Raw genomic sequence first — 22,226 nt, 5'->3', positions numbered from 1 at the left:
GAGAAATGGAGTGTGAGAGCATCGTGGACCCACTTCCCGCGATTCAGTTCATCTGGTTTTTCGTCCTGCTTGTCATCTCGGCCTTTTTCTCCTCGTCTGAAACCGCCTTGTCGAGTGCAAACCGGTTACGGATTTTGCATCAGTCGGAGGAGGGGAGCCGTCGTGCGACTCAAGCTCTTCGTCTGTTGCAACGGTATGAGGAGACACTGACCGCCATCTTAATCGGAAATACCTTGTCTAACCTCGGTGTCGCGATGATTGGCGGCTGGTTGGCGATGACGGTATCGACGGATCTATTGGTACAAATCAGTATTGTTTTCCTGACGTTTCTGTTCATTTTGTTATTTGGGGAGCTCATTCCTAAGTCCTATGCCCGGGAACATGCGGAAACGTATGTATTTTGGATCAGTGGTCCGCTGCATGTCTGTCTGAGTCTCTTCAAACCGGCCATCTTCCTGTTTCTGAAATTGCGACAGGTTGCGTTGTTGCTGATCGGGGCCGATCCGAAAGGACCGCTTGTCACCGAACAGGAACTACGGGCTTTAGTCGACATCAGTGAAGAAGAAGGTGTCATGGACGAAGCGGGAGCGGAAATCGTGCATCGAGCGGTTGACTTTAAGAATGTCACGGTCGAAGAAGCACTGACACCGCGAACGAATATTCAGGCAATCGACATTGATGCCGGTTTTGATGAAATTTTACGTGAAGTGCAAAAAGACGGATTCTCGCGCTTGCCGGTCTATAAGGATTCGATTGATCACATCATCGGAGTTTTATCAGAACGTGACTTTTTACGAGAATTCGTCAAGCATGGACGTGTCGAGATTCGCGAATTGATCCGTCCGGTTTCGTTTGTCGTTCCGCAAACCCATATCATTGATTTGCTGCCGGAATTAAAAGTCAAACAGTCACATATGGCTGTTGTACTCGATGAATTCGGAGGAACAGCCGGTTTGATTACACTGGAGGATATTCTCGAGGAACTGGTCGGAGAGATTTGGGATGAACATGATGAATCACTCGAGTACACGAAACAGGTGAGTCCGAACCGGTATGAATGTCTGGCGGAATACGACATCGAAGATTTTTGTCATCAATTTGACTTGGCGATGCCGGAAACGGAAGCGCAGTCGCTTGGAGGCTGGATCATGGAAGATGTCGGTCATATTCCGGAAGTGGGGACTCAGATGGTGTATGGACCGTTGACCTTGACTGTCCTGCACGTCGAAAACCGTCGGGTCCGAACCGTTTCAGCCGTATTCTCACAACATGAACCATCAGAAGGAACGGACGATTTAAACGTCTGATCTGTATAACAAAAGGCCCGTTCCGATTAGGAAGGGGCCTTTTTGTTATGAAAGGATGTATTTAAAAGGCATCCTCGTGATTAAACATCGAGTTCTGAAACAAGAATACCCAAACGGTCGAGCGCATCGATTGCGGCATTTAACGCTTCTTCGTTATCCGCTTCCAGCGTATGAATGTGGACACCATCCGTCAAAGTGGATAAAGGGGTCGCCTGCGTTTCTTCCAGTTGTTCGATCAACGCCCGGACATCGCGGCGGCTTTTCAGCATCAATTCTCCTGTTAAAAAGCCGTAGACGGGATGTTCGACGATGACATCACGGATGATGACACCTTCATCGACGACGGCGTCACACTCTGCTTTTAATTGATCACTACCGTGCCGGCAAACGACTTTTCTCATATGGCGGGATTCGTCAAGCTCCGGATGATTTAATAGATATCCCCGGGCAGTCGCAACGACAGGATGTCCTTTTGCTTTTAGCAATGATAAATCCTGCACGATGACCTGGCGGCTGACACCTGCCTGCTTCGCCAACTTCGTTCCTGTGACGGGTTGTTCGCTTTGTTGAATGATTTCTAACAACTCTTGCCGGCGTTCTTCTCCGGACTGTCTTATTCCCATGATTATTCCTGCCTTTCCAATTAATCTGATTCCTCCAGAGAACATAGAACATCGATACATCGCTCTACTTCCTCGGCTGTTGTCATCCGACCGAAACTGAGTCGAATCAATCCATGAGCCGCCGACTCATCAAAACCAATCGCCCGTAAAGTCGAGTTGGGGCCATTTTCACCTGCACGACAAGCGCTTCCCGCCGATACGGCAATTCCGGCACGGTTCAGGGCGAGGAGGACGAATTGACCATCCCGTTGTTTCGTATGAATGGCACAAATCGAATGAAGTTGCTGAGGGGACTCAATGATTTGATAATAAGCAGCTGGAAGTCTTTTTTTTAGCATACCACGAAATCTTTTGCTCGATGCCTGGATCTGTTGATTTTCCTGAAGATAACGGTGACATGCCATCATGAAAGCAGCAATTCCCGGGACATCGACGGTTCCCGGCCGGATTCCGAATTCGTGGTGCGCCTCATAATAGGGACTGAACAGGGGATGACGCAAATAGACGGCACCGAGTCCTTTCGGTCCATACACTTTATGACTGCTGATCGTATAAGCTTCGACGTCGGTCAAATCAACCGGGTTCTTCAAAAAGCCTTGAATCCCGTCACAGTGGAACAGAATACCTTTTTTTCGGCAAAAGGCGGCAATCGCGGCAATCGGAAAGATGAATCCTGTTTCTGAGTTTACCTGCTGGATAGAGACGACACCGACCTCTTCCGTACACGCTTGTTCGAATAAGTCCCAGTCGAATTCACCGGTCGTCTTTAAATCGAGTGCCTGCCAATGGACTGCCCACCGTTGCAAAGGAAGTAAAACGGAATCGTGTTCCGATTTAAGTGTCAAGACAGTTGTCTTATTGGTTTGACGGAGAAGATGGTTTAAAGCGATGTAATTAGCTTCAGACCCGCTGCCCGTAAATATAATCGTTCCTTCCGTTACACCGAGCCATTGCATTAATTTATTCCGTGCCTGTTCCAGCAGTTGAAGGGCGTCTTCTCCCGTGTCATGGAGCGAAGAACTGTTGCCGTAGAACCGTTCTGCCGTGTCCCGATACTGTTCGATGGCATCCGGGTGCATAGGTGTCGTTGCCGCATGGTCTAAATAAATCATCAATTATCGTATCCTTTCATCTTGTCACTCAGCTAAAAATATGCCAAACTTATTGTCAAGTCAACAGTAAATATGAATGTACAGAGGTGTTTTTCATATGTCTTTACATAAAACAGAAGAAGTGGATGTTTTAATCATCGGGACAGGACTAGCCGCCGTCTCGGTTGCCCTGCATCTTCCGGCTGATCTGAATGTCATTCTTGTCTCAAAAGGAACAAGGACAGAAACAAATTCGATGCGGGCGCAAGGCGGAATTGCGTCAGCGTATCTCGAAGCCGACCATGTCAGCCATCAAGCGGATACGAAACAGGCGGCAAAAGGGCGGACCGATGAAACGATGATTTCTTTTATCACCGCAACCGGAAAGCAGGTGATTCCGGAACTCGAAGCGTTTGGTGTTAGGTTTGATCGACAGGTGACAGGAGCATACGCTTTAGGTCAGGAAGGGGCACACTCGAGACCACGTATTTTTCACAGTGGAGGAGACCGGACGGGCGAACGTATCATGACGCAACTGCTTCAGCAACTCGTTCATCCCGTCATCGAGGATACCGTCATTACAGAATTGTTGACGAACAGACAACAGGTCGTCGGAGCACGGGGATATCGGGGTCAAAAGCCGGTCGTCTTTTCAGCCCGGGCTGTCATCCTGGCGACAGGCGGCATCGGCGGATTGTTTACAGCCTCGACGAACGAACCGAGCTTGACCGGTGACGGTCTGGCACTCGCTGCTCAAGTTGGCGCCGGTCTATCGGATTTAGGTTATATCCAACATCACCCGACCATTCTGTTGCATGACGGCGTCAGTCACGGCTTGATTACGGAAGCTTTACGGGGCGCCGGTGCTTTTTTAATGACGGCAGACGGTCGGCGCGTGATGGCGGATCATCCGCAAGGCGACTTGGCGGCCCGGGATGAAGTGGCGATGAGAATCACGACGGTACGAGAACGGGAAGCGGTCTATCTCAATACGACGCCTGTCGAACATCTGCAAACACACTTTCCAACATTTGTTGAAAAATGTGAAATATTGAACATATCACCTGATATCGTCGAAGTGACGACCGGTGTGCACTTTTTAATGGGCGGGATTAAAACGGATCGTCTCGGACGGACAACTGTTCCGGGACTGTATGCAGTCGGAGAGGTCGCTTCAACAGGATTGCACGGAAAAAATCGATTAGCCTCGAACTCACTTCTCGAATGTTTTGTGATGGGCAAGGAACTGGCGTTACGACTCCAGTTGCCGCCCCGTCTGCCATTGCCTGAAAATCAGTTCAAAGAAGATGAAGAGAAGGTGGCACTTGACCCATCATGGACAGAAGCGCTGGCCGTCCATCTTGATGAAACCGTACTTAAACAAACCTTGGAAACCTTCAAAAACCAACCGGAGGAACGGGCAACAGGACGGGACGCTGAACTGAGGCGCCTGCATCTGATGACGGCAAAGCTGTTGCTTGAAGGTGCAATTCAACGATTAAAAGGAGACCGACAACATGAACAGATGGTATCTACGACGACAGCTTGAGGATTTTTTGGTGGAGGACATCGGGCATCAGGATGTGACGAGTGAGGTGTGTTTGACCGGCGATGAAATAGGAACCGGTCACTTCATGGCGAAAGAGGACGGTATTTTTTGCGGCGAAGCGGTATTGGTCGAACTAGCCCGACTGCTCGGAGTCGAACACGAAACACTTGTCCGGGACGGAGAACCGATAGTCCAGGGACAAGTCGTTGCGAAGTGGACCGGGCGGTTACAAGCGATTTTAACGGGAGAGCGGGTCGCATTGAATCTGATTCAGCGGACGTCCGGAATCGCGACATTGACGCATCAGGCTGTCCGTCTGGTCGCCGGGAACGTCCGGATTGCGGATACCCGTAAAACAACACCGGGACTCCGGATGCTTGAGAAACATGCGGTTCGAGTCGGAGGCGGATTTAATCACCGCGGTCGACTCGATGACGCCGTCATGATCAAAGATAATCACATCACCGTCGCCGGTTCGATTACAGCAGCTGTCCGGCGGGCGAAGGCGCAAGTCGGTCATACGACACCGATTGAAGTCGAAGTCGAGACCGGTGAAGAGGTCAAGGAAGCAGTTGCAGCAGGGGTCGACATTATCATGCTCGACAACCGGACACCGGAAGAAATTAAGCGGTTCCGGTCATGGATTCCGAAATCAATCACCGTTGAATTGTCCGGCGGGATCACGCTGGATACGTTGCCAGCCTATAGTGAGTGCGGGGCAGATTACATCTCACTCGGAGCATTGACCCATTCGGCACCGGCGTTAGACATCAGTATGAAAATTGCGGGAGGAAAAAAAGATGAGTCTTGATTTATTTACAGAGCAGGGGATTCCAAAAACGTACTCAGAAAAAACGGATGCACAATTAGTGACAATCATTAAAGGTATCAAAGAACGGATGGGCTCACGGTTATTTTTACCGGCACATCATTATCAGAAAGATGAGGTCGTTCAGTTCGCCGATGCGACCGGAGATTCACTCCAGCTCGCCCAACTGGCGAAACAGATGACAGACGCAGAATATACTGTTTTTTGCGGCGTTCATTTCATGGCAGAGACGGCAGATATGCTGACGGATCAAACACATACAGTCGTCTTACCGGACATGCGGGCCGGTTGTTCAATGGCTGATATGGCAAATGGATTTCAGACGGAACGGGCATATGAGATATTGACGAACCGGTTGGGCCGATCGATTCTCCCGCTGACCTATGTCAATTCAACGGCTGAAATCAAAGCGTTTGTCGGACGGCACGGTGGAGCGACGGTCACGTCCTCGAATGCCGTTCCGATGGTCGAATGGGCACTCGGGGAACGCGAGATTCTTTTTTTCCTGCCTGACCAACATCTCGGGCGAAATACGGCACATGCTTTGGGGATTCCCCTGGAACAGATGGCAGTCTGGGATCCGATTGCGGATCGGCTGATATTCGACGGAGCGGATGAGGACATCCGGGTCGTCCTGTGGAAAGGACATTGTTCCGTCCACGAGAAGTTTACGGTCGGACAAATTGAACAGTTCCGTCAAGCGGACCCCGAGCGGAAAATTCTTGTTCATCCGGAGTGTTCCTTTGAGGTCGTGGCAGCGTCGGACCTGAACGGTTCGACAGCCTATATCATCGATCAAATCAAACGGGCGGAACCGGGGACGAAATGGGCGATCGGTACAGAGATGAACTTAGTCCAACGACTGGCGAACGATTATCCGCAACTCGATATCGTCTCCTTGAATCCCTTCATGTGTCCCTGTCTGACGATGAACCGGATTGATTTACGACACCTCGCCTGGTCGCTCGAACAAATCGAAGCCGGTCAGCCGGTCAATATCATTACCGTTGATCCGGAAACAACGCGATATGCGGTACTTGCACTCGAACGGATGCTTGAACGTTCTTGATCGTCCGAAAAGAAAAGTCAATCTGAACCATTTACGCACTACGAACCAGAGAAAGGAATGTCGCATTCCGTTTTTCTGGTTCGTTTTTTTAGTAGTTTAGAAGAGATGAATTTCCATCGTGACCGTCTTCCGTTTAAAGAATTACGTTTTGAAGAGCCTCCTCGTTATATGCTACAATAACACGAGAGTTTGTTAATGGATGGGAGCGTTCTAAAGTGATAGAATTCGTACGCGGCGAAGTCGCTTATGTCTGTGCGGAATTCGTGACGATCGAGGTCGGGGGGATTGGCTACAAAATCGTAGCACCGAACCCGTTTTTTTATCGGACCGGAGACGAACAGGTTATCGTATATACGTATCATTATGTCAGAGAAGACCAGGAAGTTTTGTTCGGATTCCGTTCAAGACGGGAACGGGCGCTGTTCACAAAATTGCTTGGCGTAACGGGAATCGGTCCTAAAGGATCACTCGCCATTGTGGCGTCCGGAGACGTCGATGCGCTTGTTGAAGCGATTGAGCAGGAAAAGGAAAGTTATTTGATCAAGTTCCCCGGTGTCGGCAAAAAGACTGCGAAGCAGATGACCCTTGATTTAAAAGGGAAGTTGGCAGAGCTCGCACCGGATTATATTCCGAGCGAAGGATTATTTGCCCAAGGAAATGCGGAATTAAATGAAGCATGTGAAGCGTTGACGGCACTCGGATACAGTGAACGGGAAGTCGAAAAAGTCAAAAAAGCACTTCAAGGTGAAGTGTTGTCGACGGATCAATATGTGAAGCGGGCGTTGCAGTTGTTATTGAATGTGAGGTGAGAACGTGGAAGAACGGATTTTGTCAGAATCCGCACATGCGGAAGATCAGGAAGAGTGGAGTTTGCGTCCTCAGACACTTGATCAATATATTGGTCAAGAGAAGGCAAAAGGCAACTTAAGTGTCTTTATCCAAGCGGCAAAAATCCGTCAGGAAACACTGGACCACGTACTTTTATACGGTCCTCCCGGTCTTGGTAAGACGACGCTTGCGACAATCATTGCCAATGAGATGGGGGTCGGTATCAAGACGACAGCCGGACCGGCGATTGAACGTCCGGGCGATTTGGCTGCTATTTTATCTTCGCTCGAACCGGGAGATGTCTTGTTCATCGATGAGATTCACCGGTTAAGCCGGTCGATTGAGGAAATTCTTTATCCGGCGATGGAAGACTATTGCCTCGATATCGTCATCGGTCAAGGCGAACTCGCCCGCAGTGTGCGGATTGATTTACCGCCGTTTACCCTCGTCGGAGCAACGACGCGGGCCGGTATGTTATCGGCTCCGCTTCGTGACCGGTTTGGAGTGACGCTGAAACTCGAGTACTATACGATGCCGGAATTGGCGGCGATTGTTACACGGACGTCCCGCTTGTTTGGTTTTGAAGCGGACCGGATGGCAGCGGAAGCGATTGCGCTCCGTTCCCGGGGAACACCCCGTGTCGCCAACCGTCTGTTGCGGCGTGTCCGTGATTTTGCACAAGTCGCACACCAAACGGCAATCGATGCGACACTTGCGACGGGCGCCCTTGATCGTCTGCATGTGGATGCACTCGGGCTGGATGACGTCGATCACCGTCTGTTACGTTCGCTTGCCGAACGTTTTGCCGGCGGACCGGTCGGCCTTGAAACGATTGCTGCGACGATCGGTGAAGATGCCCAGACGATTGAAGATGTCTATGAACCATACTTGCTGCAGCAAGGATTTTTACAACGTACACCACGAGGTCGTGTTTTGACGCCGTTTGCGCGGCGACATTTAGGATTGAAAGAAGGAAACTAAAGATGGATGTAAATTTATTTGATTTTCATTTACCGGAAGAGCAGATTGCGCAAGTGCCTTTGCTCGATCGGACAAGTTCGAAGCTGATGGTCGTCAACCGGGAAACCGGCGCCCTTCGGCATGAAAAATTTCATGATATCGTCTCGTATTTTAATGCGGGGGATACTCTTGTCATCAATGATACAAAGGTCTTGCCGGCACGCCTATTTGGTGTCAAGGAAGAGACCGGCGGCAAAATCGAACTGTTGTTACTCAAACAGACAAGCGATGACGTCTGGGAGACACTCGCGAAACCGGCGAAACGCGTCAAACCGGGAACCGTCCTGTCCTTTGGTGACGGATTGCTCCGCGCGGAATGTGTCGAAGCACTCGACGACGGCGGACGGATCCTGAAGTTCTCGTATACAGGGATTTTTTATGAAGTACTCGATCAACTCGGGACGATGCCGTTGCCGCCTTATATCCACGAGCAGCTTGAAGATCAGGATCGTTACCAGACCGTTTACGCCCGGGAACGGGGAAGTGCGGCAGCTCCGACAGCCGGTCTTCACTTTACGCCGGAACTGTTGCAGGCCCTGACGGATAAAGGGGTTCAGCTTGCGCCGTTGACGTTGCACGTCGGACTCGGGACATTCCGTCCGGTCTCTGTTGATGACGTCGACAGCCACAAAATGCATAGTGAATACTACGAGTTACCGGAGTCTTCCGCAAAGATTTTACGCGAGACCCGCAAAAACGGCGGACGGATCATTGCTGTCGGAACGACTTCGACACGAACGCTTGAGACCGTCATCCGCGATCATGGGGATTTTGTTGAAGCTTCCGGTTGGACGGATATTTTCATCTATCCTGGTCAGGAAATTAAAGGAATCGACGGATTGATTACGAACTTCCACTTGCCGAAGTCGACGTTGATCATGCTCGTATCCGCTTTATCGACCCGCGAACACATATTACATGCCTATGAAGAAGCTGTTGCGCAAAACTACCGATTCTTTAGTTTCGGAGACGCAATGTTCTTAACGAGAGAGGAATTAAACCGATGACAAAACATGCAGTAACGTACGAACATATCAAGACTTGTAAACAATCTGGTGCGCGGTTAGGAATCGTCCATACGCCGCACGGCAGCTTCGAGACTCCTGTTTTCATGCCGGTCGGGACACAAGCGACGGTCAAGACAATGGCGCCGGAACAGATCAAAAACATGAACGCGAACATCATTTTGTCAAATACGTATCATTTGTGGGTCCGTCCGGGACATGATGTCATCAAGGAAGCCGGCGGTCTCCATAAATTCATGAACTGGGACGGTGCGATTTTAACCGATTCGGGCGGATTCCAAGTCTTTTCACTCGCTGATTTGCGCAACATCACGGAAGAGGGTGTCAACTTCCGCAACCACTTGAACGGAGACAAACTATTCCTGTCACCGGAAAAAGCGATGGAAATCCAGAATGCCCTTGGTTCGGATATCATGATGGCCTTTGATGAGTGTCCGCCATTCCCGGCTTCTCACGAATACATGAAAGCTTCAGTCGAGCGGACAAGCCGCTGGGCGGAACGTTGCCTTGAAGCTCATGAACGGCCGCAGGATCAAGCCTTGTTCGGGATTATTCAAGGCGGAGAGTATGAAGATTTGCGCCGCCAAAGCGCACGCGATCTCGCATCGCTTGATTTCCCGGGTTATGCAGTCGGCGGTCTGTCGGTCGGAGAGCCGAAAGACGTCATGTATCGTGCCCTTGATTTCACGACACCACTCATGCCGGAAGACAAGCCGCGTTATTTGATGGGCGTCGGTTCGCCGGATGCCTTGATCGAAGGAGCCATCCGCGGGATTGACATGTTTGACTGTGTCTTGCCGACCCGGATTGCCCGCAATGGTACGTTGATGACATCAAGCGGACGTCTCGTCGTCCGGAATGCCAAATACGCGCGTGATTTCCGTCCGCTCGACGAAAAGTGTGATTGCTACGCCTGTAAGAATTACTCGCGTGCTTATATCCATCACTTAATCCGGGCACAGGAAACATTTGGTCTTCACCTTTGTTCGACACATAATCTTCACTTCCTCGTCAAGTTGATGGAAGGCGTCCGTCAAGCGATTCGCGAAGATCGTCTGCTTGATTTCAAAGACGAATTCTTCGAAGAATACGGTTATAATTTACCGAACGCGAAGAATTTCTGATAAATGGTCTGACAATTCTATTCTTTTTACGGTATAATGAACGTGATTTGAATGAAAAGGAGCTGACTCAGATGCAACAATTATTGACATTCCTCCCGATGATCTTGATCTTCGTGGTGTTTTATTTCTTGTTGATTCGTCCACAGAACAAACGCCAGAAGCAAGTGCGTGAGATGCAAACCCAGTTATCACGCGGTGACTCGATCGTAACGATCGGTGGCCTTCATGGGGTCGTACAAAAAGTAGATGAGACGACAGTCACATTGAAATCGGGTAACGCTCAATTGACGTTCAACCGTAGTGCGGTCGCAGAAGTTACGAAAAAAACTACGACTGTCATGGACGACGAAATCGTCGAATAAGGCTAGAAAAAGACGCTTTCCGAATTCGGAAGCGTCTTTTCTGTTTTTATATGAGAAAAACGATTGCTAAGATTACTAATTCTTATGTAAGCTAGGATAGGATAAGAAAGTTGTCTGAAAATATACTGGGATTGAGAGAAAGGACAATGTAGCATGATTAAGAAGGGAAAACTGGCCACGTTCTTCATCATCGTTGCCGCGCTGCTCGTTTTGATTGGCACGACATCGAATTGGCTCTTAAAAGACACAAAACTCGGTCTTGATTTAAAAGGCGGATTTGAAGTGTTGTATGAAGTACAACCGTTGAAAAAAGGCGACGTCATCGATGCCAATGCGATGAGCGCGACACTGACGGCAATCGAAAATCGGGTCAACGTACTCGGTGTCTCAGAGCCGGATATTCGGATCGAAGGAGACAACCGGATTCGTGTTCAACTAGCCGGTGTCAAAAATCAGAGTGAAGCCCGTCAGATTCTATCCTCGACAGCCGAATTGTCATTCCGGGACATCAACGACAAAGTGTTACTTGATGGTTCAGACTTAAAGGCTAAAGGCGCAAAAGTCGGATACGATCCGCAAACAAATGCACCGCTCGTCGAACTGACAATGAAGTCGAAAGAAAAATTTTATGAAGTGACACAACAAGTATCAAAAATGCAACCGCCCGCCAATCGTCTTGTCATTTGGCTCGACTATGAGAAAGGCGATACGTACGAAAAAGAGATTCAAAAAGAAAACTCTAAAATTGTCTCCGATGCATCGGTCCAACAGCCGATCAACTCGGATAAAGCCATCATCTCCGGTGGTGACATTACAGCAGAATACGGGAAGCAACTATCCTCCATCTTAAACGCCGGAGCACTACCGGTTAAGCTGGATGAAATCTACTCGACGTCTGTCTCGGCCGCATTTGGTCAAGATGCCCTCGACCAGACTTTGTTTGCGTCGATGATCGGTGTCGCAGCCGTCTTCTTGTTCATGTTGCTGTTTTACCGGGTATCCGGTTTCGTATCGATCATTACCTTGTTGTTCTACATCTATCTCGTCATGATCTTCTTTAACGGAATTAACGCCGTCCTGACCTTACCGGGAATCGCGGCCCTTGTCCTTGGAGTCGGGATGGCGGTAGATGCCAACATCATCACGGCAGAACGGATCAAAGATGAACTCCGAAGCGGGAAATCTGTCTTGTCTGCTTTCAAAGCCGGTAACCGCCGCTCATTTGGTACGATTCTTGATGCCAACTTGACGACGTTGATTTCTGCAGGCGTGTTGTATTACTTCGGAACGAGTACCGTCAAAGGATTCGCGATCATGCTGATGGTCTCGATTGCCGTCACGTTCGTCACGAATGTTTTCATCTCACGTTACCTGATGCAACTTCTCGTCAGCAGCCGATGGTTTGATAAGAAGAAAACCTGGTTTGGCGTAAAGGAGAGTGAAATTCGTGAACTTTAATCCTACGAAATTTGATTATGTAAAACACCGGAACATTTACTTTATCATCACGATTGCCCTTGTCGTCATTTCTGTTTTGTTGCTCACACTCCGCGGCCTGAACCTCGGAATTGACTTTACAGAAGGAACACGGGTTGAAATTTCTTCAACGAACACGATTAAGGAATCAGAGGTTCGTTCCGTTATCGAAGATGCCGGAATTGACGCAGCGGAAATTAACGGTGTTCAATTTGCGCAAGGCGGCAAGCTCGCGAACGTGACGTTCGTCGGAGAATTCGATCAGCAACAAATCTCGAAAATGAAACAAGCGATTGAAGCGAAATACAAGAAAGAACCAAGCATTTCGACTGTATCTGCCCAGGTCGGTCAGGAGATTGCCCGTAATGCAATTTATGCCGTTTTACTGGCGTCGCTTGGGATCGTCATCTACGTCTCGTTCCGTTTCCAACCGTTATACGGGATTGCGACTGTTCTTGCGTTGCTCCATGACGCCTTGATGATCATCGCCTTCTTCTCGCTGTTCCAGATTGAAGTCAATCTGTACTTCATCGCAGCGATCTTGACCATCATCGGGTATTCGGTCAATGATACGATTGTTACGTTCGACAGGGTTCGGGAAAATCTCGCCCATGCTGAAAAAGGCGGCCGACAAGTGACGTTCAGCGAATTGTCGCATATTGTCAACGAATCGATTCAACAGACAATCATTCGTTCAATCAATACTGTCGTCACAGTCATCATGACGGCAGCGGCGCTCTATATCTTCGGCAGTGAAGCGATTCGTGGATTCAGCCTTGCCTTATTGGTGGGTCTGATCATGGGGATGTATTCTTCAATTTTCATCGCAGCCCAATTGTGGCTCGTCATGAAAGGCCGGACGCTCAAATCATCTAAACAAGCCTCATAACCTGACCCGTGTTAGCTATCGCTAACGCGGGTTTTGTTCTATAATGATGGAGTTGATTGGAGGGATTGGATGTATCATTCAAAGAAAACATGGATCGACAAAGACGTCGATTCGCTTAAAATAGACGAGTTAGCCGACCAGGTGAACGTATCCCGGCAAGTTGCGCACTTGCTTGTTCAGCGGGGATTTGATACCGCCGATCAAGCCAAGGCATTTTTGGAAACGGATCAAACGGCATTTCATGATCCTTTTTTGTTCCAGGATATGACCAAAGTGATCACCCGAATTCAGCAGGCGGCAGATGAAGGTGAAATGATTTTGATTTACGGCGATTACGATGTTGACGGTGTCAGTTCCGCTGCGATTTTATGGCATGCGTTGATTGAAGTCGGTGCGATGGCGGAATGTTATATCCCGAATCGTTTTACGGAAGGTTATGGACCGAACGAGGCGGCGTTCCGCTGGGCAGCAGAAGAAGGATTCGGTCTCGTCATCACGGTCGACTGCGGGATTTCCGGCATCGAGGAAGCGGCTGTTTTAAAAGAACTCGGCGTCGATTTAATCATTACCGATCACCATGAAGCAAAAGATGTCCTGCCGGACGCTTTTGCTATGATTCATCCGGGTGTCGATTCCAACTATCCGTATTCGAAGCTCGCCGGAGCCGGTGTAGCCTTTAAGGTCGCTCACGCGCTGCTTGGGCGTGTACCGGAAGAATTGCTTGATTTGGCTGTACTCGGAACGATTGCCGATTTAGTCCCGCTTATCGGCGAAAACCGTTTGCTTGCAGCAAAAGGAATTGAAGCATTGAATGCCAGTGAACGGCCTGGCATCCTGGCGTTACGGAAAGTCTGCAGTCTCGTCGAAGACGAATTGACGGAAGAATCGGTCGGATTTGCCTTTGGACCCCGGATCAATGCGGCCGGACGTCTTGACTCGGCGATGCCAGCGCTTGAGATGCTGCTTGCGGAAACGATGGAAGAAGCGGAACCGCTCGCCGAGCAACTCGATCAGCAAAACAAACAACGGCAGGATATCGTCAAAAAAATTGCCGAAGAAGCGACGGCACTCGTGGAGCAACATTATCTATCCGATCGTGTTTTAGTCGTTGATTCCGATCAATGGAATCCCGGTGTCGTCGGAATCGTCGCATCCCGGCTCGTTGAAAAGTACCATCGTCCGGTCATTCTGTTGTGTCACGATGCAGAAAAAGGGACGGCTAAAGGATCAGGACGTTCGATTGCAGCCTTTGACCTCTTTGCCGAGTTGAATCAGACGGCTGACATCTTACCGCACTTCGGAGGACATCCGGCGGCTGCCGGGATGACATTGTCATCAGAAAACGTCCCGGTGTTACGAGAACGGTTGAATGCCCAAGCGGCAAGTCTGCCGGACGAAGCGTTTATCGCCACGACGGAGATTGATTTACGTTTACGTGTCTCGGATGTCTCGATTGGCTTGATTGAAGAAATGGGACGGTTGTCTCCGTTTGGTATGGGAAATCCGTCGCCACGTGTCGTCGTCGAAGGCGCCAACATTCGGGACTTGAAACGAATCGGGCGTGATTTAACGCACTTGAAGGTTCTTGTGACGGACGGGAAAACGGAACTCGATGGTATCGGATTCGGGTTTGGAGATGCCGTTGACGAAGTATCATCGCTCGCTGAAGTTTCATTGATGGGGAGTCTGAACATCAACGAATGGAACGGTTTCCGTAAACCGCAACTGATGATTCAGGATCTGGCCGTCGTGGATTATCAATTGTTCGATTACCGCGGTGGGAAAAAACCATTAACGGATTTATTTGAACTTCCGCACGACACGACGACATTTGTTGCATTTTCGGAAGAAACACAATCCAAATATGCCGAGCGTCCGCTGAACGGAGAGGCGAAGGCAAATGTTGTCTTTTTGGATTTGCCCGAAGAAGAAGCAGCTTTCTTGCCGTATTTAAAAGATGCCGAACGGATTTACTGTGCGTTTAAGGATGAAGGGTACTATTTCGAGACGATTCCGTCACGGGAAGAGTTTAAACATTATTTCAATTACTTTGCGAAATGTCCCCGTGACGAGCTCCGAATCGGGCTTGTTCGTTTGTCGAAATCGCGAAAATGGTCGAAACGTTCGATTAACTTTATGCATTCAGTGTTTTCGGAACTTGATTTTCTTGTTACAATGGAGGACGGGCTGCCGGGTGTAAACCCGAATGCTGAAAAACGGGACTTGACGGAAGCAACGACGTACAAGCGTCATGAGGAACGTCAACGTCTTGAGCAACAATACATTTATTCGTCACTCGCTCAGTTGAAAGAGCGTTTTGATACTTTGGTAGAAGCGGCGAAGCAGGAGGAAATGACATGGAGTTCAAACAGCATATAAAAGAGGTCGAAAACTGGCCGAAAGAAGGAATCAGTTTCAAAGATATCACATCCCTGATGCAGAACGGTCCTGCTTATAAGCAGTCAGTCGATGCATTGATCGACTATGCCCGTAAGCAAGGCGCGGACGTCATCGCCGGACCGGAAGCACGCGGATTCGTTGTCGGATGCCCAGCAGCATACGCGATGGAAATCGGATTTGTTCCAGTTCGTAAAGAAGGAAAATTACCGCGTGAGACAGTCCGTGTCGAGTATGGTCTTGAGTACGGGAAAGATGTCTTGACGATGCACCACGATGCAATCCAACCAGGACAACGCGTCGTCATTCTCGATGACCTACTGGCAACAGGCGGCACGATCGAAGCGACAATCAAAATGATTGAGCAACTCGGTGGAACGGTTGCCGGAATCGGATTCCTGATTGAACTTGACGGTTTAGGCGGACGTGAAAAATTAGAAGGATACGATATTTTATCCTTGATTCGTTACGCAGATTAATGAATAAGCAATACCTTCTCGGCAGTGGTCGGGGGGGTATTTCTTTTTATTTTGACATATTATCAAAATTTCACGATAATAGAGGATATATATTAGGGATTCAGCGTAATCAATCCCGGGGACTGGGTGAGGATAAGGGATGACAAATAAACAAATCGTAAATGTAGAAGACCTTCTCGCTCGATGTGTGGAGTACATGACAGAGGCAGAAGTCAAAGATATCGAACGTGCCTATCAATTCGCAAAAGACGAGCATGAAGGACAATTTCGTCGATCGGGTGAACCTTATATCATTCACCCGGTTCAAGTGGCTGGGATACTGGTAGATATCGGACTCGACGCGACGACGATTGTTGCCGCTCTTCTTCATGATGTCGTCGAAGACACTGACATTACGCTGGAAGAACTCACGGAACGATTCGGAGCAGATGTCGCGATGCTGGTCGATGGCGTGACGAAACTCGGGAAGATCAAATACAAGTCCAAACGAGAAGAATTGGCAGAAAATCACCGGAAGATGTTTATTGCGATGGCAGAAGACATCCGCGTGATTTTGATCAAGTTAGCCGACCGCCTGCACAACATGCGGACGCTTCAACATATGGTCAAAGAGAAACAAGTCCAAAAAGCAGAAGAAACGCTTGAAATCTTTGCGCCGCTCGCGCATCGACTCGGGATTTCGACGATTAAATGGGAACTCGAAGACATCAGTCTGCGTTACATCAATCCGCAACAATACTACCGGATTGTCTCGATGATGAAACAAAAGCGGACGGAACGCGAAGCGCTCGTCACGTCTGTCATCGATGAAGTCAACGAAGTACTCGAAGAAGTCGAGATCGCAGCCGAGGTGGATGGTCGTCCGAAACATATCTACTCGATCTACAACAAGATGCAGAACTCGAAAAAAGAATTCAGCGAAATCTATGATTTGATGGCCGTGCGAATCATCGTCGACTCCATCAAGGATTGTTACGCGGTTCTCGGAATCATTCACACCCAATACAAACCGATGCCGGGACGCTTCAAGGACTATATCGCGATGCCTAAACCGAACATGTACCAGTCGTTGCATACAACGGTTATCGGGCCGAAGGGTGAACCGCTTGAAGTGCAAATTCGGACACGCGATATGCATTTCATCGCCGAATACGGAATTGCCGCACACTGGGCTTACAAAGAAGGAAAAGAGCAAGAGGCGAAGTCAGGTTTTGAAGATAAAATCGCCCACTTCCGTGAAATTCTGGAGTTACAAAAAGATACCGCCGATGCGGAAGAATTCATGGAGTCGGTCAAAGTCGACTTCTTCAGCGATATGCTGTACGTCTTTACACCAAAGGGTGACGTCATCGAATTGCCGAAAGGGTCGGTGCCGATTGATTATGCCTACCGGATCCATACGGAAATCGGACACCGGACGATTGGAGCAAAAGTCAACGGACGGATGGTGCCGATCGATTACAAACTGAAGACCGGTGACATCATTGAAATCGTTACGTCGAAACACAGTTATGGACCAAGCAAGGATTGGCTCAAGATTTGTGTATCGAGTCAGGCGAAAAATAAAATCCGTCAATGGTTCAAACGGCAACAACGGGAAGAAAACGTCTCGAAAGGTCGGGAACTGATTGAGGCGGAAGTAAAAAAACTCGGCTTTGAACCAAAGGATGTCATCAACGATAAGACACTTGAGGACGTGACACGGAAGTTCAACTTCGGTCAAGAAGAAGATATGTATGCTGCCGTCGGATATCACGGTCTGACCGCTGCCCAAGTCGCGCATAAATTGACGGAAAAATTGCGCAAAGACAAAGAGTCAAAAAATCTTGAATTAAACGAAGCCATCAGTGAAATGAAGACGTTTGACCGACCGAAGAAACAAAATCCGGAAGGCGTTCGTGTCAAAGGCATCGACAACATGCTGGTCCGCATGAGCCGTTGCTGCAACCCGGTTCCGGGTGATGATATCGTCGGGTATATTACCCGCGGTCGCGGTGTTTCGATTCACCGGTCCGATTGTCTGAATGTGATTCATGAACAGAATCCGGAACGGTTGCTTGAAGTCGAATGGGAACATGAAGGCAAGACGGTCAAGAGTTATAACGTCGAAATCGAAATTTCCGGTTTTGACCGGGCGGGTCTGTTAAATGATGTCCTCCAATCGGTGTCCGCGATGAACACGAATATCGTAGCTGTCAGCGGTAAGGGAGACGACAGCAAACAGGCCAAGATTTCAATGACGATCGCAATCGACAACGTCAATCACCTGCAAAAGGTCGTCGATCGAATTAAACAAATATCAGACGTGTATGCCGTGCATCGCGTCATGATGACATAAGGAGCGGATAGAAATGCGAGTCGTATTACAACGGGTCAAAGAAGCAAGCGTGACGGTCGAAGGGACGGTTGCCGGTCAAATCGATCAAGGATTTCTTTTACTCGTCGGGGTCACGCATGACGATACGCTGGAGCAAGTCAACTGGTTGGCGGACAAGATTGCCGGGTTACGTGTGTTCGAGGATGAAGAAGAACGGATGAACCGGTCGCTTCAGGATGTCGAGGGGAAGATTTTATCGGTGTCCCAGTTCACCTTATACGGAGACGTCAAAAAGGGCCGTCGCCCTGCTTTTACAGAAGCGGCCAAACCTGATGTTGCAAATGAGTTGTATGAAGCGTTCAACGCTCGTTTACGTCAGCAGGGAATCATCGTCGAGACCGGACAGTTCGGAGCGATGATGGACGTTGCGCTCGTCAATGACGGACCGGTGACGTTGATTCTTGAAAAGTGACCAAAGTCTTGACAGGATCTTTTGGACGAGGCAATATAAAGGATAACAGAACGAATTAAGAACCGATGACGAAGAAGAGTAATTTAGATCTCGGCTGCATAGAGAGTCGCTCCCCGGCTGAAAGGGCGATCAGACGAACTAGATGAAAGACCCTTTTGAGGTATTTTCCTGAAACGAACAGAGTAGGGGAAATCGTAGGCAGGCGTTAACTGCACCGAGTGGCTGAGATTTTTCAGCAACCAGGGTGGTACCACGGGATCTTTAAGTTCTCGTCCCTTTGCGGACGAGGGCTTTTTTTGTATTCAAAAGGAGGAATTAGGATGAAATTACCACGCGGAACGTTTGATGTACTTCCCGGTACAGTGGAACGTTGGCAGTATATTGAAAACCAATTGCGGGAGATCAGTAAACGGTATAACTACAAAGAAATCCGGACACCGATTTTCGAAGAAACAGAGCTGTTTAAACGCGGTGTCGGTGAGACGACGGACATCGTTCAAAAAGAGATGTTCATGCTTGAAAAGCGCGGCAAAGAACAATTTACGCTTCGTCCGGAAGGGACGGCAGCAGTCGTTCGGTCATTCGTGACGAATAAACTGTACGGTGCTGCCAATCAGCCCGTCAAACTCTTTTACATCGGACCGATGTTCCGTTATGAACGCCCGCAAGCCGGACGTTTCCGTCAACTGCACCAATACGGTGTCGAGGCACTCGGCAGTGAAGAGCCGGCCATCGATGCAGAAGTCATCAGCCTGGCGATGAGCATTTACCGCTCATTCGGACTGAAAAAACTGAAGCTCGTCATCAACTCGCTCGGAGACAGCGAAAGTCGTGCCGCACACCGGGAAGCACTCGTCAACCACTTTAAGCCGGTCGCTCACGAGTTATGTCAGGATTGTCAAAACCGTCTGGAAGTGAATCCGCTTCGCGTACTCGATTGTAAAGTCGACCGGAATCACCCGAGTATGGCGACAGCCCCATCGATTCTCGACTTTTTGAATCCGGCTTCGAAAGAGTACTTCGATCAAGTCCTGTTGCACCTGGATGCGCTTGGTATCGAATACGTGATTGATCCGACCCTTGTCCGCGGACTGGATTACTATAATCACACGTCATTTGAAATCATGTCGGAAGCAGAAGGGTTCGGCGCGATTACGACACTTTGCGGGGGCGGACGTTATAACGGACTCGTTGAACAAATCGGCGGACCGGCCACACCGGGAATCGGATTTGGAATCGGAATCGAACGTCTGTTGATGGCGCTTGAAAATGAAGGGGTCCTGCCGGAAATCGATGATGCAATTGATGTCTTCATCGTCGCGCAAGGCAACGATGAAGTTGAAAAAACGGCAACACGCCTGTTGCAGTTGATGCGTCTTGAAGGACTTGCCGCAGACCGTGATTATCTCGGACGGAAGTTTAAGGGGCAATTCAAAGCGGCAGACCGTTTGAAAGCACGTTTCACCGTCATCCTCGGAGACGAAGAAGTCGAGCGCGGAGCGGCTGCGTTAAAAGACATGTCGACCGGCGAACAGATTGATGTACCATTATCTGCTGTTGCCGATACGATTGTCGCGAAATTAAAGGAGGAAGTACAATGATCGGACGTACACACATGAACGGAACCGTAACAGAGGAAACGATCGGCCAAGCCGTTCAACTAAAAGGATGGGTCCAAAAACGACGTGACCTCGGGGGATTGATTTTCCTCGATCTTCGTGACCGGACCGGTATCGTCCAAGTCGTCTTCCAACCGGAAAACGAACAGGCACACCGTTTGGCGGAATCGATTCGCTCGGAATACGTGCTCGACATCAAAGGGACAGTCGTCCAGCGTGAAAATCCGAACCCGAACATCCCGACCGGCCAAGTCGAAGTCGTCGCAGACGAAGTCATCATCTTAAACGCTTCGAAAATGACGCCGTTCCCGATCAGTGAAGAAGCGGAACAGACATCGGAAGACCTTCGTCTGAAATACCGCTACCTGGATCTCCGTCGTCCGTCATTACAGGAAACATTCCGTCTGCGTTCGAAAGCTTCGAATATCATGCGGAACTTCCTCGACGAACAGGACTTCCTCGAAGTTGAAACACCGATCTTAACGAAATCGACACCGGAAGGCGCGCGTGACTATCTCGTTCCGAGTCGTGTTCACCCGGGTGAGTTTTACGCCTTACCGCAATCACCGCAGTTGTTTAAGCAATTATTGATGGTATCCGGCTTTGAGCGGTACTTCCAAATCGCCCGTTGTTTCCGTGATGAAGATTTACGGGCCGACCGTCAACCGGAATTCACACAAGTCGATATTGAAACAAGTTTCATGGACGTCGAAGATCTGTATGCGATGATGGAATCGATGATGACGCGTGTCATGAAAGAAACACTCGGAAAAGACATCACGACGCCGTTTCCGCGGATGCCGTATGCGGAAGCGATGAGCCGGTTCGGTTCAGATAAACCGGATACGCGTTTCGGTCTTGAATTGATTGATGTCGCGGAAGCCGTCACAGGAGCTGGCTTCAAAGTCTTCGACATGGCGCTTGAATCAGGTGGCGAAGTCAAAGCCTTGAATGTCAAAGGGGCAGCCGATCAGTTCTCCCGTAAAGACATCGATAAATTACAAGAGTTTACAGCAATTTATGGTGCCAAAGGCCTTGCTTGGGTTAAAGTGACCGCTGACGGACTGAACGGGCCGATTGCGAAGTTCTTTGATGAGGCAGCAACAGCCCGACTCGTCGAAGCGACGACAGCGGAAGCTGGTGACTTACTTGTGTTCGTCGCGGCAAAAGCATCAATTGTTGCCGACAGTCTGGGTGCCCTTCGTCAAAAACTAGGAAAAGAACTCGGCTTGATTGACGAAACCGTCTTCAACTTCCTGTGGGTAACGGACTTCCCACTCGTGACGTTTGAAGAAGCGGACAGTCGTTTTTATGCGAACCACCACCCGTTCACGATGCCGCGTCGGGAAGATCTCGATAAACTCGAGACAGACCCGGGCAGTGTCCTCGCTGTTGCCTATGACCTTGTCTTGAACGGTTATGAGCTCGGTGGCGGATCACAACGGATTTACGAACGTGATATTCAAGAGCGGATGTTTAAATTGCTTGGCTTCACGGAAGAAGAAGCAAACGAACAATTTGGTTTCCTGATGGAAGCATTCGAGTACGGCACACCACCGCACGCCGGTATCGCACTTGGTCTTGACCGTCTGATCATGCTGCTTGCAGGCCGGACGAACTTACGCGATACGATTGCGTTCCCGAAAACAGCTTCTGCGAGCGATCTGTTGACAGCGGCACCAAGCCCGGTTTCAGACGCACAATTGAATGAACTGTCGATTCGGACAGCAGTCAAACAATCATAATACCA

17 protein-coding genes, 1 pseudogene and 1 other annotated feature are annotated in these 22,226 nt (G+C 49.3%); of the genes and pseudogenes, 16 read left to right on the top strand and 2 right to left on the bottom strand.

All coding sequences use genetic code 11. From position 1 onward, the window contains the following. Positions 1-23 precede the first annotated feature (23 nt). Positions 24-1,307: a hemolysin family protein gene (locus tag EXIG_RS10745; protein WP_012370973.1), complete on the top strand. Its 1,284-nt coding sequence runs from the start codon at positions 24-26 to the stop codon at positions 1,305-1,307. An 80-nt stretch (positions 1,308-1,387) separates the two neighbouring features. Here the strand turns inward: EXIG_RS10745 and EXIG_RS10740 are convergent, their stop codons facing one another. Next, entirely contained in the window at positions 1,388-1,930 is a 543-nt protein-coding gene (locus tag EXIG_RS10740; protein WP_012370972.1) for a transcription repressor NadR, read from the bottom strand. 20 nt (positions 1,931-1,950) lie between these two features. Beyond that, complete coding sequence (locus tag EXIG_RS10735) at positions 1,951-3,042, bottom strand: cysteine desulfurase family protein (protein WP_012370971.1); 1,092 nt, start codon at positions 3,040-3,042, stop codon at positions 1,951-1,953. A gap of 97 nt (positions 3,043-3,139) precedes the next feature. Between EXIG_RS10735 and EXIG_RS10730 the strand changes: the two genes are divergently transcribed. The 15 genes and pseudogenes from EXIG_RS10730 (at position 3,140) to aspS (ending at position 22,221) form a co-directional block, all read left to right on the top strand. After that, the gene (locus EXIG_RS10730) at positions 3,140-4,570 is read left to right on the top strand and encodes an L-aspartate oxidase (RefSeq protein ID WP_012370970.1); all 1,431 of its coding nucleotides are present in this window, start codon (positions 3,140-3,142) and stop codon (positions 4,568-4,570) included. Beyond that, positions 4,539-5,381 (top strand): carboxylating nicotinate-nucleotide diphosphorylase, encoded by an 843-nt coding sequence (gene nadC / locus EXIG_RS10725; protein WP_012370969.1) that lies wholly within the window; start codon positions 4,539-4,541, stop codon positions 5,379-5,381. Before EXIG_RS10730 ends, nadC begins: the two co-directional genes overlap by 32 nt. Further along, positions 5,371-6,468, top strand: coding sequence for a quinolinate synthase NadA (gene nadA / locus EXIG_RS10720; protein ID WP_012370968.1), 1,098 nt, complete (start codon positions 5,371-5,373; stop codon positions 6,466-6,468). The genes nadC and nadA overlap by 11 nt, the downstream gene beginning before the upstream one ends. A 215-nt stretch (positions 6,469-6,683) precedes the next feature. After that, positions 6,684-7,277: a Holliday junction branch migration protein RuvA gene (gene ruvA, locus EXIG_RS10715; RefSeq protein WP_012370967.1), complete on the top strand. Its 594-nt coding sequence runs from the start codon at positions 6,684-6,686 to the stop codon at positions 7,275-7,277. 4 nt (positions 7,278-7,281) lie between these two features. Beyond that, a complete protein-coding gene (gene ruvB / locus EXIG_RS10710) occupies positions 7,282-8,277 on the top strand; it encodes a Holliday junction branch migration DNA helicase RuvB (protein ID WP_012370966.1) in 996 nt (331 codons plus the stop codon). A 2-nt stretch (positions 8,278-8,279) separates the two neighbouring features. Continuing rightward, positions 8,280-9,323, top strand: coding sequence for a tRNA preQ1(34) S-adenosylmethionine ribosyltransferase-isomerase QueA (gene queA, locus EXIG_RS10705; protein ID WP_012370965.1), 1,044 nt, complete (start codon positions 8,280-8,282; stop codon positions 9,321-9,323). Next, complete coding sequence (gene tgt, locus EXIG_RS10700) at positions 9,320-10,465, top strand: tRNA guanosine(34) transglycosylase Tgt (RefSeq protein ID WP_012370964.1); 1,146 nt, start codon at positions 9,320-9,322, stop codon at positions 10,463-10,465. The genes queA and tgt overlap by 4 nt, the downstream gene beginning before the upstream one ends. Positions 10,466-10,536: 71 nt before the next feature. Then, positions 10,537-10,827 carry a preprotein translocase subunit YajC gene (gene yajC, locus EXIG_RS10695; protein ID WP_012370963.1) on the top strand — a complete coding sequence of 97 codons (291 nt, stop codon included), beginning with the start codon at positions 10,537-10,539 and terminating at the stop codon, positions 10,825-10,827. A gap of 153 nt (positions 10,828-10,980) precedes the next feature. Next, positions 10,981-13,192: pseudogene (gene secD / locus EXIG_RS16080) on the top strand (protein translocase subunit SecD). 69 nt (positions 13,193-13,261) lie between these two features. Then, on the top strand, positions 13,262-15,571 hold the full coding sequence (gene recJ / locus EXIG_RS10685) for a single-stranded-DNA-specific exonuclease RecJ (protein WP_012370960.1): 2,310 nt from the start codon (positions 13,262-13,264) through the stop codon (positions 15,569-15,571). Next, positions 15,550-16,068: an adenine phosphoribosyltransferase gene (locus EXIG_RS10680; protein WP_012370959.1), complete on the top strand. Its 519-nt coding sequence runs from the start codon at positions 15,550-15,552 to the stop codon at positions 16,066-16,068. The genes recJ and EXIG_RS10680 overlap by 22 nt, the downstream gene beginning before the upstream one ends. A gap of 139 nt (positions 16,069-16,207) precedes the next feature. Next, positions 16,208-18,406, top strand: a complete 2,199-nt coding sequence (locus tag EXIG_RS10675) for a RelA/SpoT family protein (RefSeq protein ID WP_012370958.1) — start codon at positions 16,208-16,210, stop codon at positions 18,404-18,406. A 13-nt stretch (positions 18,407-18,419) separates the two neighbouring features. After that, the gene (gene dtd, locus EXIG_RS10670; protein WP_012370957.1) at positions 18,420-18,857 is read left to right on the top strand and encodes a D-aminoacyl-tRNA deacylase; all 438 of its coding nucleotides are present in this window, start codon (positions 18,420-18,422) and stop codon (positions 18,855-18,857) included. Positions 18,858-18,913: 56 nt separating this feature from the next. Then, positions 18,914-19,137, top strand: a binding site (T-box leader). Between the two features lie 40 nt (positions 19,138-19,177). After that, positions 19,178-20,458, top strand: a complete 1,281-nt coding sequence (hisS, locus tag EXIG_RS10665; RefSeq protein WP_012370956.1) for a histidine--tRNA ligase — start codon at positions 19,178-19,180, stop codon at positions 20,456-20,458. Further along, entirely contained in the window at positions 20,455-22,221 is a 1,767-nt protein-coding gene (aspS, locus tag EXIG_RS10660; RefSeq protein ID WP_012370955.1) for an aspartate--tRNA ligase, read from the top strand. Before hisS ends, aspS begins: the two co-directional genes overlap by 4 nt. Positions 22,222-22,226: the final 5 nt, after the last annotated feature.

Origin of the sequence: Exiguobacterium artemiae 255-15, from assembly GCF_000019905.1 — a bacterium.
GTDB classification, from domain to species: Bacteria; Bacillota; Bacilli; order Exiguobacteriales; family Exiguobacteriaceae; genus Exiguobacterium_A; species Exiguobacterium_A artemiae.
The sequence above is the reverse complement of the archived record's forward strand: the minus strand, read 5'-3'. Positions and strand labels throughout refer to the sequence as shown.

Excerpts from the sequence above, each read along its gene's own strand:
- EXIG_RS10735 (WP_012370971.1), bottom strand. The coding sequence starts at position 3,042 with ATGATTTATTTAGACCATGCGGCAACGACACCTATGCACCCGGATGCC.
- EXIG_RS10675 (WP_012370958.1), top strand. The coding sequence starts at position 16,208 with ATGACAAATAAACAAATCGTAAATGTAGAAGACCTTCTCGCTCGATGT.
- recJ (WP_012370960.1), top strand. The coding sequence starts at position 13,262 with ATGTATCATTCAAAGAAAACATGGATCGACAAAGACGTCGATTCGCTT.
- tgt (WP_012370964.1), top strand. The coding sequence starts at position 9,320 with ATGACAAAACATGCAGTAACGTACGAACATATCAAGACTTGTAAACAA.
- dtd (WP_012370957.1), top strand. The coding sequence starts at position 18,420 with ATGCGAGTCGTATTACAACGGGTCAAAGAAGCAAGCGTGACGGTCGAA.
- nadC (WP_012370969.1), top strand. The coding sequence starts at position 4,539 with ATGAACAGATGGTATCTACGACGACAGCTTGAGGATTTTTTGGTGGAG.
- aspS (WP_012370955.1), top strand. The coding sequence starts at position 20,455 with ATGATCGGACGTACACACATGAACGGAACCGTAACAGAGGAAACGATC.
- EXIG_RS10730 (WP_012370970.1), top strand. The coding sequence starts at position 3,140 with ATGTCTTTACATAAAACAGAAGAAGTGGATGTTTTAATCATCGGGACA.
- hisS (WP_012370956.1), top strand. The coding sequence starts at position 19,178 with ATGAAATTACCACGCGGAACGTTTGATGTACTTCCCGGTACAGTGGAA.
- queA (WP_012370965.1), top strand. The coding sequence starts at position 8,280 with ATGGATGTAAATTTATTTGATTTTCATTTACCGGAAGAGCAGATTGCG.
- yajC (WP_012370963.1), top strand. The coding sequence starts at position 10,537 with ATGCAACAATTATTGACATTCCTCCCGATGATCTTGATCTTCGTGGTG.
- EXIG_RS10680 (WP_012370959.1), top strand. The coding sequence starts at position 15,550 with ATGGAGTTCAAACAGCATATAAAAGAGGTCGAAAACTGGCCGAAAGAA.
- EXIG_RS10740 (WP_012370972.1), bottom strand. The coding sequence starts at position 1,930 with ATGGGAATAAGACAGTCCGGAGAAGAACGCCGGCAAGAGTTGTTAGAA.
- nadA (WP_012370968.1), top strand. The coding sequence starts at position 5,371 with ATGAGTCTTGATTTATTTACAGAGCAGGGGATTCCAAAAACGTACTCA.